The 13938-nt window shown below is 71.0% G+C and carries 11 protein-coding genes; 5 read left to right on the top strand and 6 right to left on the bottom strand.

Annotated features, from left to right (window positions below):
- Positions 1-19: 19 nt before the first annotated feature.
- Positions 20-703 (bottom strand): TetR/AcrR family transcriptional regulator, encoded by a 684-nt coding sequence (locus tag ACT2CW_RS11455; protein ID WP_138913854.1) that lies wholly within the window; start codon positions 701-703, stop codon positions 20-22.
- A 147-nt stretch (positions 704-850) separates the two neighbouring features.
- On the opposite strand from ACT2CW_RS11455, the gene ACT2CW_RS11460 reads away from it, so the two are divergent.
- Complete coding sequence (locus tag ACT2CW_RS11460; protein WP_414082917.1) at positions 851-1471, top strand: malonic semialdehyde reductase; 621 nt, start codon at positions 851-853, stop codon at positions 1469-1471.
- Between the two features lie 104 nt (positions 1472-1575).
- Here ACT2CW_RS11460 and ACT2CW_RS11465 read toward each other — a convergent pair whose 3' ends face one another.
- The 3 genes from ACT2CW_RS11465 to ACT2CW_RS11475 are packed head-to-tail and all read right to left on the bottom strand — an operon-like array spanning position 1576 to position 5842.
- Entirely contained in the window at positions 1576-1974 is a 399-nt protein-coding gene (locus ACT2CW_RS11465) for a nuclear transport factor 2 family protein (RefSeq protein WP_086884810.1), read from the bottom strand.
- Between the two features lie 38 nt (positions 1975-2012).
- Complete coding sequence (locus tag ACT2CW_RS11470; protein ID WP_138913855.1) at positions 2013-2936, bottom strand: NAD-dependent epimerase/dehydratase family protein; 924 nt, start codon at positions 2934-2936, stop codon at positions 2013-2015.
- Positions 2937-2971: 35 nt separating this feature from the next.
- Positions 2972-5842: an AMP-binding protein gene (locus ACT2CW_RS11475; RefSeq protein ID WP_445516467.1), complete on the bottom strand. Its 2871-nt coding sequence runs from the start codon at positions 5840-5842 to the stop codon at positions 2972-2974.
- Between the two features lie 400 nt (positions 5843-6242).
- Here ACT2CW_RS11475 and ACT2CW_RS11480 point away from each other — a divergent pair, with 400 nt between their 5' ends.
- The 3 genes from ACT2CW_RS11480 (at position 6243) to ACT2CW_RS11490 (ending at position 9934) form a co-directional block, all read left to right on the top strand.
- Positions 6243-7112 carry a DUF4097 family beta strand repeat-containing protein gene (locus ACT2CW_RS11480; protein ID WP_182472097.1) on the top strand — a complete coding sequence of 290 codons (870 nt, stop codon included), beginning with the start codon at positions 6243-6245 and terminating at the stop codon, positions 7110-7112.
- Positions 7112-8275: a helix-turn-helix transcriptional regulator gene (locus tag ACT2CW_RS11485; protein ID WP_445516468.1), complete on the top strand. Its 1164-nt coding sequence runs from the start codon at positions 7112-7114 to the stop codon at positions 8273-8275. The genes ACT2CW_RS11480 and ACT2CW_RS11485 overlap by 1 nt, the downstream gene beginning before the upstream one ends.
- Positions 8276-9190: 915 nt before the next feature.
- Positions 9191-9934, top strand: a complete 744-nt coding sequence (locus ACT2CW_RS11490; RefSeq protein WP_445516469.1) for an antibiotic biosynthesis monooxygenase — start codon at positions 9191-9193, stop codon at positions 9932-9934.
- Positions 9935-10098: 164 nt separating this feature from the next.
- Here the strand turns inward: ACT2CW_RS11490 and ACT2CW_RS11495 are convergent, their stop codons facing one another.
- A complete protein-coding gene (locus ACT2CW_RS11495) occupies positions 10099-11061 on the bottom strand; it encodes a zinc-binding dehydrogenase (RefSeq protein WP_164428199.1) in 963 nt (320 codons plus the stop codon).
- 169 nt (positions 11062-11230) lie between these two features.
- Positions 11231-12463, bottom strand: a complete 1233-nt coding sequence (locus ACT2CW_RS11500; protein WP_138913861.1) for an NAD(P)-dependent malic enzyme — start codon at positions 12461-12463, stop codon at positions 11231-11233.
- Between the two features lie 512 nt (positions 12464-12975).
- On the opposite strand from ACT2CW_RS11500, the gene ACT2CW_RS11505 reads away from it, so the two are divergent.
- Positions 12976-13929, top strand: a complete 954-nt coding sequence (locus tag ACT2CW_RS11505; RefSeq protein WP_164428201.1) for an ABC transporter substrate-binding protein — start codon at positions 12976-12978, stop codon at positions 13927-13929.
- Positions 13930-13938 lie beyond the last annotated feature (9 nt).

Here is a 13938-nt window from a genome sequence, read left to right on the forward strand (position 1 = left end):
CTTCATGGGCGGTACGGCTTCATGGGCCGTACGCACGGACGAGCAGATCGGCGGCGCTCTCGCAGACGGCCGTGGCCTCGTCCTCGGCGAGCGGGCGGGTGCCGTACATCGACTGGTAGAGCCCCTGTTGGATGATCAGGGCCACGAACTGACGGGCCGCGGTGGCCGGATCCGGCACGCTCAGCTCACCGCTGCCGGTGCGCCGGCCGAGCATCTCGGCGAGGTACTTCACCAGCTGCTGGGGCTCCCCCTCCGCACACGCGGGGCGCAGCGAGGGGTGGCGGGCGACCTCGGCGATGACCAGGCGGCGCAGCGCGGAGGCCCGCGCGTCGAGCAGTACGGCGAGCACCCGGTGGCCGAAGGCGAGCAGCGCGGTGCGGGCGTCGCCGGAGTCGTAGGCCTCGGGGGGCCCGGCGCCGTCCGGCCCGAGGGCGTACGGGGAACCGGCGGCGAAACCGGCCGCCACCCGCTCCCGCTCCTCCTCGACGGCGGCGATGAACAGCCGCTCCTTGTCGCCGAAGTGGTTGTAGACGGTCTGTTTGGACACGCGGGCCTCGTCCGCGATGACGTCCACGCTCGCCCGGTCGTACCCCTCGCGCAGGAAGACGGCCACCGCCGCCTCCAATATCGCCTGCCGCTTGGCGGGCTGGGGGCCCACGGGCCGTCCCGCCGCGCCGCGCCGGGGACCGCTGTCCGTCCGCAACGGCCCAACCTCCTCGCCCCAAGCCGGTCTTGCCCTCGATGGACTTGTGAGTCTAGCCTTCGTTTACCGCGATGGACTAGCCCGTCTAGTCCAATTAATTCATCGGCGGATCACGTCGTTTCACCATCGCTTCACAAGGAGAGCTCCATGAGCGCACCGGAGAGCAGCGAGGCCCTGCGCCCTCTCACCCTGGCGCCGGAGGCGCAGCGGCAGCTGTTCCTGGAGGCCCGTACGGCCAACACCTTCACCGATGAGCCGGTGACGGACGAGCAGGTCCGCGCCATCCACGAACTGGTCAAGTACGCCCCCACCTCGCTGAACCAGCAGCCGCTGCGGGTGGTGCTGGTGCGCTCGGAGGAGGCGCGCGCCCGGCTGGTGGCGCATATGACGGGGCGGAACCAGGAGAAGACGGCCAAGGCCCCGCTGGTGGCGGTGCTCGCCGCGGACCTGGACTTCCATGAGGAGCTGCCGCGGCTGGTGCCGTTCATGGAGAACCCGCAGGCGATCTTCGCCGACCCCGAGGCCCGGGAGGGGTCGGCGCGGTTCAACACCGCGATCCAGGTAGGCTACTTCATCCTGGGCGTGCGCGCCGCGGGGCTCGCCGCCGGGCCCATGATCGGCTTCGACCACGCGGCCGTCTCCAAGGAGTTCTTCGAGGACGGGCGGCACGCCGCGGTCTGTGTGGTCAACATCGGCAAGCCGGGTCCTGACGCCTGGATGGAGCGGCTGCCGCGCCTGGAGTACGAAGAGGTCTTCCGTACGGTCTGAGTCCGTATCGTCTGAGTCCGTACGGTCTGAGATCTTCCGGAAGAACGGCCGTCCGCTCCCGCCCCTTCCCGGCTCGGGAGCGGACGGCCGCCGTGCGATTCCGGTCAGCTCTCGATCAGTTCATGGAACGCCACCGTGTCGAAGATGTCCTCCATCCTCGTCGCCCTGCCGTCCCGCATCGTCCACGAGTGGACGAAGTCCAGCGTCACGGTCCTCCCGCTCAGCGAGGTCACCTCGCGGGTGCCGAACACCACGACCCGGTCGCCCTGCTCGATGAACTCCTTCGGCGCGAGCCTCATCCCGCCCAGCACGGTCGGCACCCGGGCGAGGAACTCCTTGATGCCCGCATGGCCCAGCTTGGTGCCGCCGAGCCCGTACTTGGCCATCCCCTCCGGATGCACCCACTCCACATCGGGGTGCATGCCCGAGAGGATCCCCTCGATGTCGCGGTCGCGGAAACCCGCGTAGCAGGCCTGGATGGCCTCGATGTTCGGTGATGCCATGGTGGTGGCCACTCCTCGGACGGCGGCGTTGCCGCGGCTCAAGACGGAAGGTGCTCGGGGTGGAGCGCCTGGAGCGTGCGCCGTACGCCCTCGCGCCACGGCACCCGGCAGGGGCCGGTGATCTCCCGCCGCTTCGTGGGGTCGAATTGGTAGGTCTCCCGGGTGACCTCGCTCGGCACGAGCCGGGCGGTGACCCCGGTGAGCTCCTCCAGATGGCGCACGCAGTCGGTCATCCCGACCGCCTCGTCCCCGCCCCAGTTGACCAGCGTGGCCGGGGTCGACGCGGCCTGCCACAGATGGGGGACGTGGGCGATGAGATCGTCGGTGTGGAGGAGGGAGCACCAGTTCTGGCCCTCCATGGGCACCGGTATCGGCTCGCCCGCGAGCATCCGCTTGAAGTAGAGCATCGGTACCCCGCCGTAGCCGCCGGGGCCGTAGGCGATGTTGAGCCGGGCGATGGTCGTCGGCAGGTTCAGCACCTGGGCGAATGCCCGTACCGCGCCCTCCGCCGCGATCTTGCCCACCGGGTAGGCGGGCAGCCAGTCGGCCACTCCGTCCACGGGGTCGTCCTCGGTGTACGCGTGGTCGAGGGTCTGCCGCTTGTAGAGCGCCCCGGTGGAGACGAAGAGGAACGCCTCCGCCGTCCGGCAGTGGGACATCAGCCGGCCGGTGGCCACCGAGTTGACCTCGATGGCCGTGTTGACATCGCCGTCCTCACCGCGGCGCACCGCCGAGTGGAAGACATGGGTGAAGTCGTCGGGCAGCCCCTCGTACGCCGCCTCGCGCGGGTCGTTCATATCCCAGCGGAATGTGGTGATCCCCTGGTCGTTCAGCTCCTTCTCGACACCGGGGGTGCCGAACCGGCCCAGGCACCACACCTCGTTGCGCCCGGCCAGCGCCTCGGCCACCGGCCGGGCGACCTGCCCGGTGCCGCCGGTGACCAGGATCTTCTTGCCTTCCACCCTGCTCTTCTCCTTGTGCCTGGCCCTGTCGGGTCCTATGACTGGCCCGCGGTCCGGGCCCGGTCGGCGTCGTCCAGCGCACGGTCGAGCTCCCTGCGCAGAACCGCCTGGAAGGCCGCGACATGCCGCGGGCCCATCAGTGTGTAGTGCTCACCGGGTACGTCCACATACCGGTTGGGCTCGGTGGTGTAGTCGTCCCACCGGCGCAGCTCGTTCGCCAGCCAGTCCTCCTTGGTGCCGCGCAGCGGGATCGCGTAGAAGACCGTCATGGACCGGGTGGTGCCGCTGGGGTGGTAGTCGCGGCCCAGGGTGGTCAGGCCATGGGCCAGCTCCGCCCAGGCGGTGAACTTGGCCAGGTCCAGGTCGAGTTCGTCCAGCCGGGCCGGCGGGGCGATCCGCAGCAGATGCGCGAGCTGCTCCTCCCGGGACAGCGGGCGCAGCTCGGCGGGGAGGTCGAGCGACTGCTTCTTGTTGATCAGGTCGAGGAAGAAGGCCAGGTTGGTCGCGGTCTCGATGAAGTCGAGCTCGTCCATGCGGTACTTGATGTGCGGCGGAAGGTTGAAGCTGCCGACGAAGTCGACCCGCTCGCCCTGGGCCTCGAGCACCTTGGCGATCTCGAAGGCCACGGCGCCGCCGTAGGAGTATCCGGCCACGGCGTAGGGGCCGTGCGGCTGGCGGGCGCGGATGGCCTCCACATAGCACTCCACCATCTCCTGGAAGCTGGTGAAGGGCTTCTCGCCCTCGTTGAAGCCCCGGGCGCGCAGCGCGTGGAACGGCCGGTCGCCGACGAAGTACTTCGCGAGGTTGACGAAGACCAGGACCTCGCCGACGCCGGGGTGGACGCAGAACAGCGGGGTCTTCTCGCCACCGGACTGGAGCGTGACGACCGGGTCGTACGCCGCGCCGCCGGGCGCGCCGCCGCCGTCGAGCCGGGCGGCGAGCTGCCGTACCGACGGCGCCGTGAGCACCGTGATGACCGGCAGGTCCGCGACCCCCAGCCGCCGGTGGACCTGGCGGCGCAGCCGCAGGATGTCCAGCGAGGTGCCGCCCAGGTCGAAGAAGCTGGCGGTGGCGCTGATCCGCTCCGCGGTGGTGTCGAACATCTCGGCGTAGATCCCGGCGAGGATCCGCTCGGTCTCGCCCTCGGGCGGGGTGTGGCCGCCGAGCCGGCGGGTGGTCAGCTCCGCGACGCGCTCGATGACGTCGTCGTACCCGCCGGACTCCAGGCGCTGGCGCATCCGGCGGCGCAGCGTCTTGCCGAGGCTGGTCTTGGGGAAGGCGTCCTTGGGCAGCGGCAGGATGAGGGAGGGCCGGAAGCCCCAGTGCATGACGACGGTGGAGCGCACCGCGGTGATCATGCGGTGCAGCCCGGCCTCGTCGTCGTCCGCCGGTTCGGGGCTGACGGCGATGACCAGCTGCTCGGTGTCGCTGCCGGGGCGGCGGGTCGGGAACGCCGCGACATAGCCGCCGGCGACATCGTCGAGCTGTTCCAGCGCGGCCTCTATCTCATGGCTGAAGTAGTTGACGCCATTGACGATGACGCTGTCCTTGCTGCGGCCGACGAGGGTCAGCCTGCCCTCGTCGATCCGGCCGAGGTCGCCGCTGCGGAACCAGCCGTCGGGGGTGAAGGCTTCCTCGGTGGCCTCGGCGTTGTTGTAGTAGCCGGGGGTGATCATCGGGCCGCTGAGCTGGAGCTCGCCGACCTCGCCCTCGGGCAGCGCCCGGTGGTCGTCGTCGGCGACCCGGATCCGCAGCCCCTCGACGGGGGTGCCGAGGTTGGCGAACTCCTGGCCCGCGTCGGTGGCCGGGAACGCGCGGTTGTAGATGCTGCCCGCGCAGGTCTCGGTCATGCCGAAGGCGGGCCAGAGCGCGGCCTCCCGCAGTCCGTACGGGGCGTAATGCGCCAGGAATGCCTCGCCGGTCGCGACGACATTCGCCTCACCACCGCTGACGATATGGCGCAGCGCGCTGAGATCGAGCCCTTCGCCGCCCGCCGATATCTCCTCCGCCACCTCATGGACGGAGGAATTGAGCGGACCGAGAAGGAAGTTCGGCGTAAAGGTCATCGTGACCTTGTGGCGGGATATGATCCGGAGGAAACGCAGCGGCTCCTCGAGAATGACCGCGGCTTCCGCATGCAATTGCTCGGCACCCACGTACAGCGGCAGCATATGCGCTTCGAGAAGCGCGGCCACATGGTCGTAGGAAATCCAGTTGAAGGTGGTGTCGGCGGCGGTGAGCCGCTGCTTCCCCGCCTTTCCGGCCATCGACGCCAGGATATTTCCATGGGTCAGCATGACCGCTTTGGAATTCCCGGTGGAGCCGGAGGTCAGCACCAGCAGGGCGAGGTCGTCCGGGGCCGCGGAGTGCACGGCGGGCGGCTGTCCGCGCTCCGCTCCGGAGGCGTGTCCGGAGGCGTCCCCGGAGGCGTCCTCGGCCGCCCGCAGCTCCTCCATGACGGCCACCGCGAGCCCGGGCACCTCGGGCAGCTCGGCCCGCGTCGCCTCGGTGGTCACCAGCAGCGGGCCGTCCAACAGCTCGTTGACGTGGGTGAGTTGGGCCGCCCAGCGGGCCGGGTCGCCGGAGATCGGCACCATCGGGCAGGGCACGAAGCCACCCAGCAGACAGGCCCAGAAGACCGTCAGGAACTCCGGCTGCCGGTCCAGCAGCAGGGCCACCTTGTCCCGTGGCCGCAATCCCCGGTCGCGGAGTGCGGAGAGAAGCCCGAGCGCCGATTCCAGAAGTTCCGGATAAGACTGCCGCACGGATTCACTCGCGGTGGGGCCGACCAGATAACGCACCCCCGAATGGGCATGGTCGCGCGCCGCCCGCAACAACAGCCGGGCAACCGAGTTCGGCTCCGCGTCCTGCTGTGGTACCGAGGTATTCAAGGGTTGTGTCGTCATTCCCCCCACGGCCCCTCTTCCTTCCCGATTCTGAGGCCACGAAGGTAACAGTCCCGAACATATGTCTCCATGATGCTCTACCAGGGCTCTAGCGAGGCTCTAGCGGAAATTCTCAGTCCGGAGAAGTTTCTTCAAAAAATGCGATTCAGCCCACAGAGAAACGATGGTTGCGCCATGCATCTTCCACCACCTCGTGCGTTTGTGCACGGATGCGAGGCCGGGGCGGGGATGGATCAGGGGCGGACCGGGGCCGGAGCGGGGGCGGATCGGGGACAGACCGGGGGTGGACGGGGGCGGACCGGGCTTGACTCCGCCCGGCCGCGATATATCGTGTTGTGCAGGAGACACGATATGTTGCGTCCAGATGGCGCGTCGCACGTCCAGCCAGGGGAGGCCAGGGATGTCAGCCCGATCACAGTGGTCGATCAACGCGCCACAGAAGCTCACCCTCGACGACCCGGTGTCCGCGCTCGACGTCCAGATCGCGGGCGGCACGGTCAATGTGGTCGGCGCCGCCCCCGGCCCCGCCCGCCTTGAGGTCTCCGAGATCGACGGCCCGCCGCTGAAGGTCACCCACATCGACGGCACCCTGAGCGTCGGCTATGACGACCTCCCCCGTAAAGGCTTCCGCAAGTGGCTCGGGCACTACACCCGCACCGCCCATGTCACCCTCACCGTGCCCGTCGGCACCCGCGCCACCGTCGGCGTGGTCGGGGGCTCCGCCGTGGTCTCCGGGCTGTCCGGCCGTGCCGAGCTGCACGGCGTCTCCGGCGACTTCACCCTGCTCGGGCTGACCGGACCGGTCCAGGCCGACACCGTATCCGGCCGGGTCGAGGCCCAGGCCGTCACCGGCGATCTGCGGTTCCACTCCGTCTCCGGCGACCTCACCGTGATCGAGGGCTCGGGGCCCTCCGTACGGGCCGAGTCGGTCAGTGGCGACATGGTGCTCGACCTGGCGCCCGCCCCCAAGTGCTCCGACATCTGCCTCACCACCGTCTCCGGTGAGATCGCCATCCGGCTGCCGCACCCCACCGACGCGGAGGTGGAGGCCAACACGGCCAGCGGCTCGGTCTCCAACGGCTTCGACGATCTGCGGGTCACCGGCCAGTGGGGAGCCAAGAGGATCACCGGCCGGCTCGGCACGGGCAATGGCAGCCTGAAGGCCACCACCGTCTCGGGCGCCATCGCGCTGCTGCGCCGTCCGCCGTCCGAGGACGACAAGGACACGGACACGGACTCCACCGACGGCACCCAGGGAAAGGTCCTCTGATGCCCCCCGTATTCGCCCACGGCCGACTGCGCCTGTATCTGCTCAAGCTGCTCGACGAGGCGCCGCGCCACGGCTATGAGGTCATCCGGCTGCTGGAGGAGCGGTTCCAGGGGCTGTACGCGCCCTCGGCCGGCACGGTCTATCCGCGGCTGGCCAAGCTGGAGGCCGAGGGTCTGGTCACCCACACCACCGAGGGCGGCCGCAAGGTCTACTCCATCACCGACGCCGGGCGCGCCGAACTGGCCGACCGCAGCGGTGAGCTGGCCGATCTGGAGCTGGAGATCCGCGAGTCGGTCGCCGAACTCGCCGCCGAGATCCGGGAGGACGTCCGCGGCTCCGCGAGCGATCTGCGGCGGGAGATGCGCGAGGCGGCCCAGCAGGCCCGCGCCTCCGGCGGCGCCCAGGACAAGCAGGCCCCGTGGGAGGGGGCGTGGGGCGACAAGGAGACCTGGCGGCAGGCGAAGGAGGAGATGCGGCGCGCGAAGGAGGAGTGGAAGGAGCAGGCGCGCCGGGCCAAGGAGGAGAGCCGGCGGGCCCGGCAGGACGCCCAGCGCGCCCGTAAGCAAGCCAGGGACGCGCAGGACTTCGCCCGCGAGGAGGTCCAGCGGATCGCCCGGCGGGTCCAGGAGCAGACGCAGGAGCACATCCGGGCGGGCGACTGGCAGCGGGCGGTGCGCGAGGGGCTGGCCGAGGTGTCACGCGGTATGGGCCGGATCTCCCGGCCGGGCGCCTCGCGCTCGGACTGGGGCTGGGGCTGGGACGACGACGAGGCGTCCGGGCCTGATGTCACGGTGGAGCGGGTGGACGTGACGAAGCCGGAGGGCGGGGGCGCGGAGGAGAAGCGGAGCGCCGGGGGCGGGGGCGCGGAGGAGAAGCGGAGCGCCGGGGGCGGCGGCGCGGAGGAGAAGCCGGGCGCCGGGGGCGATGGCGTCGGTGGTGGCGGCGGTACGGCCGGGGTGCGGGAGCCCGAGTGGGCGAGGGACTTCACCCCCTCCGGCGCCCCCGCCCGCGATCTGGAGCGGCTGCTCGACCGGTTCCGGGACGACGTCCGCGACGCGGCCCGCGACCACGGGGTGACGGACGCCCAGCTGGCCGAGGCCCGCCACCACCTGGGGGCGGCCGCGGCGCGGATCACGGCGCGGCTGCGGGGGGAGCGGGCGTAGGGCTGCTGTCCGGGTCGGGGTGACGCCTGCGGCGGGCTGCTCCCCTACCCGCCCCTCCCCGAAACTGGGGCTCAGCCCCAGACCCCGGCCTCTGGGGAGCAGCCCCGCCACGCGGTGGGGCCGCACACCGATGCCGCAGACAGGGACTACCCCCCCGCACCCAGAGATGCCCGACGGATCGCGCCACCCGAGGCGGGGCTGCTCCCCTCCCCGCCCCTCCCCGAAACTGGGGCTCTGCCCCAGGCCCCGGCGTCTAGGGCGGAGCCCCCGCCACGCGGTGGGGCCGCACACCGATACCGCGGCCCAGCCGCACCCAGGGATGCCCGGCCGATCGCGCTACCCAGGGCGGGCTGTTCCCCTACCCGCCCCTTCCCGAAGCTGGGGCTCAGCCCCAGACCCCAGCCTCTGGGACGCAGCGAAACCGCACACCGATGCCGCAGACAGGGGCGCCCGCGCCCAGGGTTGCCCGACGGATCGCGCCGCCCGGGGCGGGCTGCTCCGCCCCTGCCCCGCCCCCGGCCCGGGGTCCAGGGCCCCGGGTCCAGGGCCCGGGGCCGCCCGGGGGCCGGGGTCCAGAGCCCGGGGGCCGGGGTCCAGAGCCCGGGGGCCGGGGGCCGGGGCCCGGGAGCCGGGGGCCGGGGGCCGGGGCCCGGCACCCCCGGCCCCGGGTCCAGGGGCGGAGCCCCTGGTAGCGGGAAGGGGCGGGGAGGGGAAAGCACCCATATGCGGCGCCGCACCCCTGCCCGCTTGACCTGAACCGCGGTTGAAGTTTCAGGATCGGGGTCGGAGGGGCGCACCACGGGGGAGCGCGCCCCTCCGGCACCGATGCCCTCTCCCCCGGCTTGCCCGGCATCCCGATGCCCCGGCGTCCCGACGTTCCGACGTTCCGACGTCCCCAACCGCGAGGAGCCCGCCATGTCCGCCCCGACCAGCCCCGGACCGCTGCCCGATCTCACCCGGCCCGATGTGGGCGCCGCACTGTTCAGCACCTGGAGCGTCGGCACACCGCAGCGGCAGCGGGCCGCCGTCGACGCCATCGCCGCCGCCTGGGACAGCCGCCCCTGGCCGGCGCCCGAGCTGCTCTCGTACAACCTCTACGAGGGCACGGACGGCGATACGCTGATGCACCACTCCCAGTGGGCCGACGAGGCCGCGTACCACGCCTTCTTCCGGACCCAGCGCCAGCAGCGCAACGACGCGATCGACGCCGCGGTCCCGGACATCAAGCGGCTCGGCCTCGCCTACTACCGCCACTACCGCAGCTTCCAGGCACCGGCCGCCACCCAGGGCGCCACGACGGACCCCGGGCTGTTCGTCGTGGTCGAGATCGACTTCAACGACCCCGATCCCCAAGTCCGCCGGTCCTGGGTGGATCTGGTCATCGAGGCCCTGGAGAGCGAGCCCGACCCGGGCCTGCTCTCCGCCGACTTCCATCTGATCGCCGACGGCGAGCGCCATCTGTCCACCGACCGGGCCCGGGTGCTCAACTACGCCCACTGGACCGACGTGGAGGCGTACGAGGCGGCGCTGGCGGCCGACGGGCCGCGCGGCGGCGGCTCGCCCGCCTGGGACCGGGTGCTCGACTTCCCCGGCCGGGTGGGTGCCTCGTCCCGCTCCTATCGCTTCCGGCGGAGCTTCGTACGGCCGTCGGCGTCGTAACGGAATTCCAGGAATTCACTGGAGCGTGACGGTCGGCGGGCCGCCCGCATTACTCCGCGAATCCCCGGCCCGCGCAACGGCCCGCGCAACAGCCCACGCAACGGCCGGGGACCCGCACAACGCCCGGGAATATGCCCCCGCGATATTCAGACCGTCAGTACGGCTCACACCGTCAGTACGACCTTGCCGAAGAGATCGCCGCCCGCCATCTTCTCGAACCCCTCACGGGCCCGGTCCAGCGGCAGCACCGAATCGATCACCGGCCGCACCCCGCGCGCCGCGCAGAAGCTCAGCAGGTCCTCCAGCTCGTCCTTCCCGCCCATCGTGGAGCCGACCACCTTCAGCTCCAGGAAGAAGATCCGGTTGAGCTCGGCGGCCTTCGGGTTGGGGCCGCTGGTGGCGCCCGAAATCACCAGGGTGCCGCCGGGCTTGAGGGACTTCACCGAATGCGACCAGGTCGCGGCGCCCACCGTCTCGATCACCGCGTCCACCCGGCGCGGCAGCCGCTCCCCCGGCTCGTACGCGCCCTCGGCGCCCAGCTCGACGGCGCGGGCCCGCTTGGCCTCGTCACGGCTGGTGGCCAGCACCCGCAGCCCGGCGGCCGCGCCCAGCACGATCGCGGCGGTGGCCACACCGCCCCCGGCGCCCTGGACCAGGACGCTGTCGCCGGGGCGCACCCCCGCGTTGGTGAACAGCATGCGGTACGCGGTCAGCCACGCCGTGGGCAGACAGGCGGCCTCCTCGAAGGAGAGCTCCTTGGGCTTGGGCAGCACATTCCAGCTGGGGACGGTCACCTTCTCGGCGAAGGTGCCCTGGTAGCGCTCGGTGAGGATGGAGCGGGGCTCCTTCGGGCCGACGCCGTGTCCGCTCTGGCCGATGACGGAGTGGAGGACGACCTCGTTGCCGTCCTCGTCGATCCCGGCCGCGTCACAGCCGAGGATCATCGGAAGCGACTCCTCGCCGAGGCCCACACCGCGCAGCGACCACAGGTCGTGGTGGTTGAGCGAGGCGGCCTTGACGTTCACGGTGGTCCAGCCGGGCCGGGCCTCCGGCTCGGGGCGCTCCCCCAGTTCGAGGCCGCTCAGCGGCTGGTCACGGTCGATACGTGCGGCATAGGCAGCGAACATGATCCCGACCTTAGGGCGCGGGGCGACCCCGCGGAACCGCACCACGGTGTGACCCCGCTCGCCCGCCGGACAGCTCGCCCGCCGGACAGCGCACGGGCCGGACAGCCCCTCAGCCGGAGGGGCGGCCCGGCCCGTAAACGCACCTGACCGCAAGCCAACGCCACCGGCGTCAGCGGCGCGCCACACCCTCCGCACGGGCGGCCGCGGCCACGGCCGCGGTCACGGCGGGGGCGACCCGCTCGTCGAACGGCGAGGGAATGACCTTGTCCGCGCTCAGCTCGTCGGCCACCACGGCGGCCAGCGCCTCGGCGGCCGCGAGCTTCATGCCCTCGGTGATCCGGGAGGCCCGGACCTGGAGGGCGCCCGCGAAGATGCCGGGGAAGGCGAGGACGTTGTTGATCTGGTTCGGGAAGTCGCTGCGCCCGGTGGCGACCACGGACGCGTACTGGTGGGCGACGTCCGGGTGGATCTCCGGGTTGGGGTTGGCCATCGCGAAGATGAAGGCGTCCGGCGCCATCTTGGCCACCGCGTCCTGCGGCACCGTGCCGCCGCTGACGCCGATGAAGACGTCGGCGCCGTCCAGCGCGGCCTCCAGGGACCCGGTGAGCCCGGCCTTGTTGGTGAAGCCGGCCAGCTCGCGCTTGACGTCGGTGAGGTCCTCGCGGTCCGGCGAGACGACGCCCTTGCGGTCGCACACCGCCACATCGCCGATGCCCGCCTCGGTGAGGATCCGGGCGATGGCCACACCGGCGGCGCCCGCCCCGGAGATGACGGCGCGCAGCTGGCCCAGCGCGCGGTTCGTCAGCTTGGCGGCGTTGCGCAGCGCGGCGAGGGTGACCACCGCCGTGCCGTGCTGGTCGTCGTGGAAGATCGGGATGTCGACCCGCTCCTGGAGCTTGCGCTCGATCTCGAAGCAGCGGGGCGCGGAGATGTCCTCCAGATTGACGCCGCCGAACGAGGGCGCGAACCGGGCGACAGTCTCCACGATCTCGTCCACGTCCCGGCAGTCGAGCGCGATCGGCACCGCGTCCACACCGCCGAACTGCTTGAAGAGGATCGCCTTGCCCTCCATCACCGGAAGGGACGCCTCCGGACCGATGTCGCCGAGCCCCAGCACCGCGCTGCCGTCCGTCACCACGGCCACGACCTGGGACTTCCAGGTGTAGTCATGGACCAGCTCGGGCTGCTCGGCGATCGCGCTGCACACCTTGGCCACACCCGGTGTGTACGCGAGGGACAGATCGTCCCGGTCGCGCACGGGCACGGTCGCCTGGACGGCCATCTTGCCGCCGCGGTGCAGGGCGAACGCCGGATCGAAGGGCTCCCCGTCGGTCACGCCTTCGGCTCCTTCGCCGCTGCCGCTTGTGCTGTCGCTGCGAGGATTGACCATCTCCGCTGCCACTGTTTTGACCCCTTTGTCGTTTTTCTGTCGAGGGTATCCGCCCCAGGTTCGGAGCGGGCGGGCACCGCGTCGTCCCATTCAGCGGATGACCACCGCATGGGTGTGGGTACGAACGCCGGGCGCGTCGCACACGCGCCCTGAGCCCCGGGTGAGGGGTGTAGCCGTCTGTTCTACCTGAAGCGCGCGTCGAGGGACGAACGAGTTCTGGTGCCATGACGCCGGAAAACCAGGCATTACGCCCGAAGGCGGGCAAAGCTCTAGGGAAAGTCCACGCCACCGTCACGCGCTGTTCCCCGCATGATCATGAGCCTGCCCCGCGTCACCGGCCGCCGCTGTCGGGCCGGTACCGCTGTCCGGTTGTGCACCACGGGGATCGCCCGTTATCCGATTTTGACATGGCCAGCGGCCCGTACGGGCCCGTCCGATGGCAAGATGCCCCAATCACACGAGATCGCGACACCCACAAACGTGTTCCCCAGATCTCACCCCCTCACCCTGCCGGAGGAATCAGCATGACCACCAGCTTCACGCCCCGTGGGGCCACCCTGAAGTCCCGGATGGCCCCCGTCGGCGCGATAGCGGTGGTGGGTGCCCTGCTGCTGACGGGCTGCGGCGATCAGACCGACAAGGCCACGGGCGGGTCCAACAGCAACTCCGCCCCGCTGTTCAACCAGCTGCCCAAGGAGATCCAGAGCTCCAAGGTGATCAAGGTGGGCTCGGACATCAACTACCCGCCGGTCGAGTTCAAGAAGAACGGCCAGGTCATGGGCATCGACCCGGATATCGCCGACGCCCTCGGCAAGCAGCTCGGGGTGAAGTTCGAGTTCAACAACGGCACCTTCGACACCCTGCTCTCGGGTCTGCGCTCCAAGCGCTACGACATCGCCATGTCGGCCATGACCGACAACAAGGGCCGCCAGGAGGGCGTCGACCCGGACACCGGCAAGAAGGCGGGCGAGGGCGTCGACTTCGTCGACTACTTCACCGCGGGTGTCTCGATCTACACCAAGAAGGGCGCCAACTCGGGCATCAAGACCTGGGACGACCTGTGCGGCAAGAAGATCGTCGTGCAGCGCGGCACGGTCTCCCACGACCTGGCCAAGTCCCAGTCGAAGACCTGCCAGAAGAACGGCAAGGGCAAGATCTCGGTCGAGGCCTTCGGCAATGACACCGAGGCCCAGACCCGGCTGCGCGGCGGTGGCGCCGTCGCCGGCTCCAGCGACTTCCCGGTCGCCGCGTACGCGGTGAAGACCTCCGGCGGCGGCAAGGACTTCGAGCTCGTCGGCGATCAGGTGGAGGCGGCCCCGTACGGCATCGCCGTCGCCAAGAAGAACACCCAGCTGCGCGATGCCCTCAAGCAGGCCCTCGCCCTGATCATCGCGAACGGCGAATACGACAAGATCATCGCGAAGTGGGGCGTCAAGGACGGCGCGGTCACCAAGGCCATCATCAACGGCGGCAAGTGATCCGGCCCT

Source organism: Streptomyces sp. NEAU-174 (assembly GCF_052665095.1).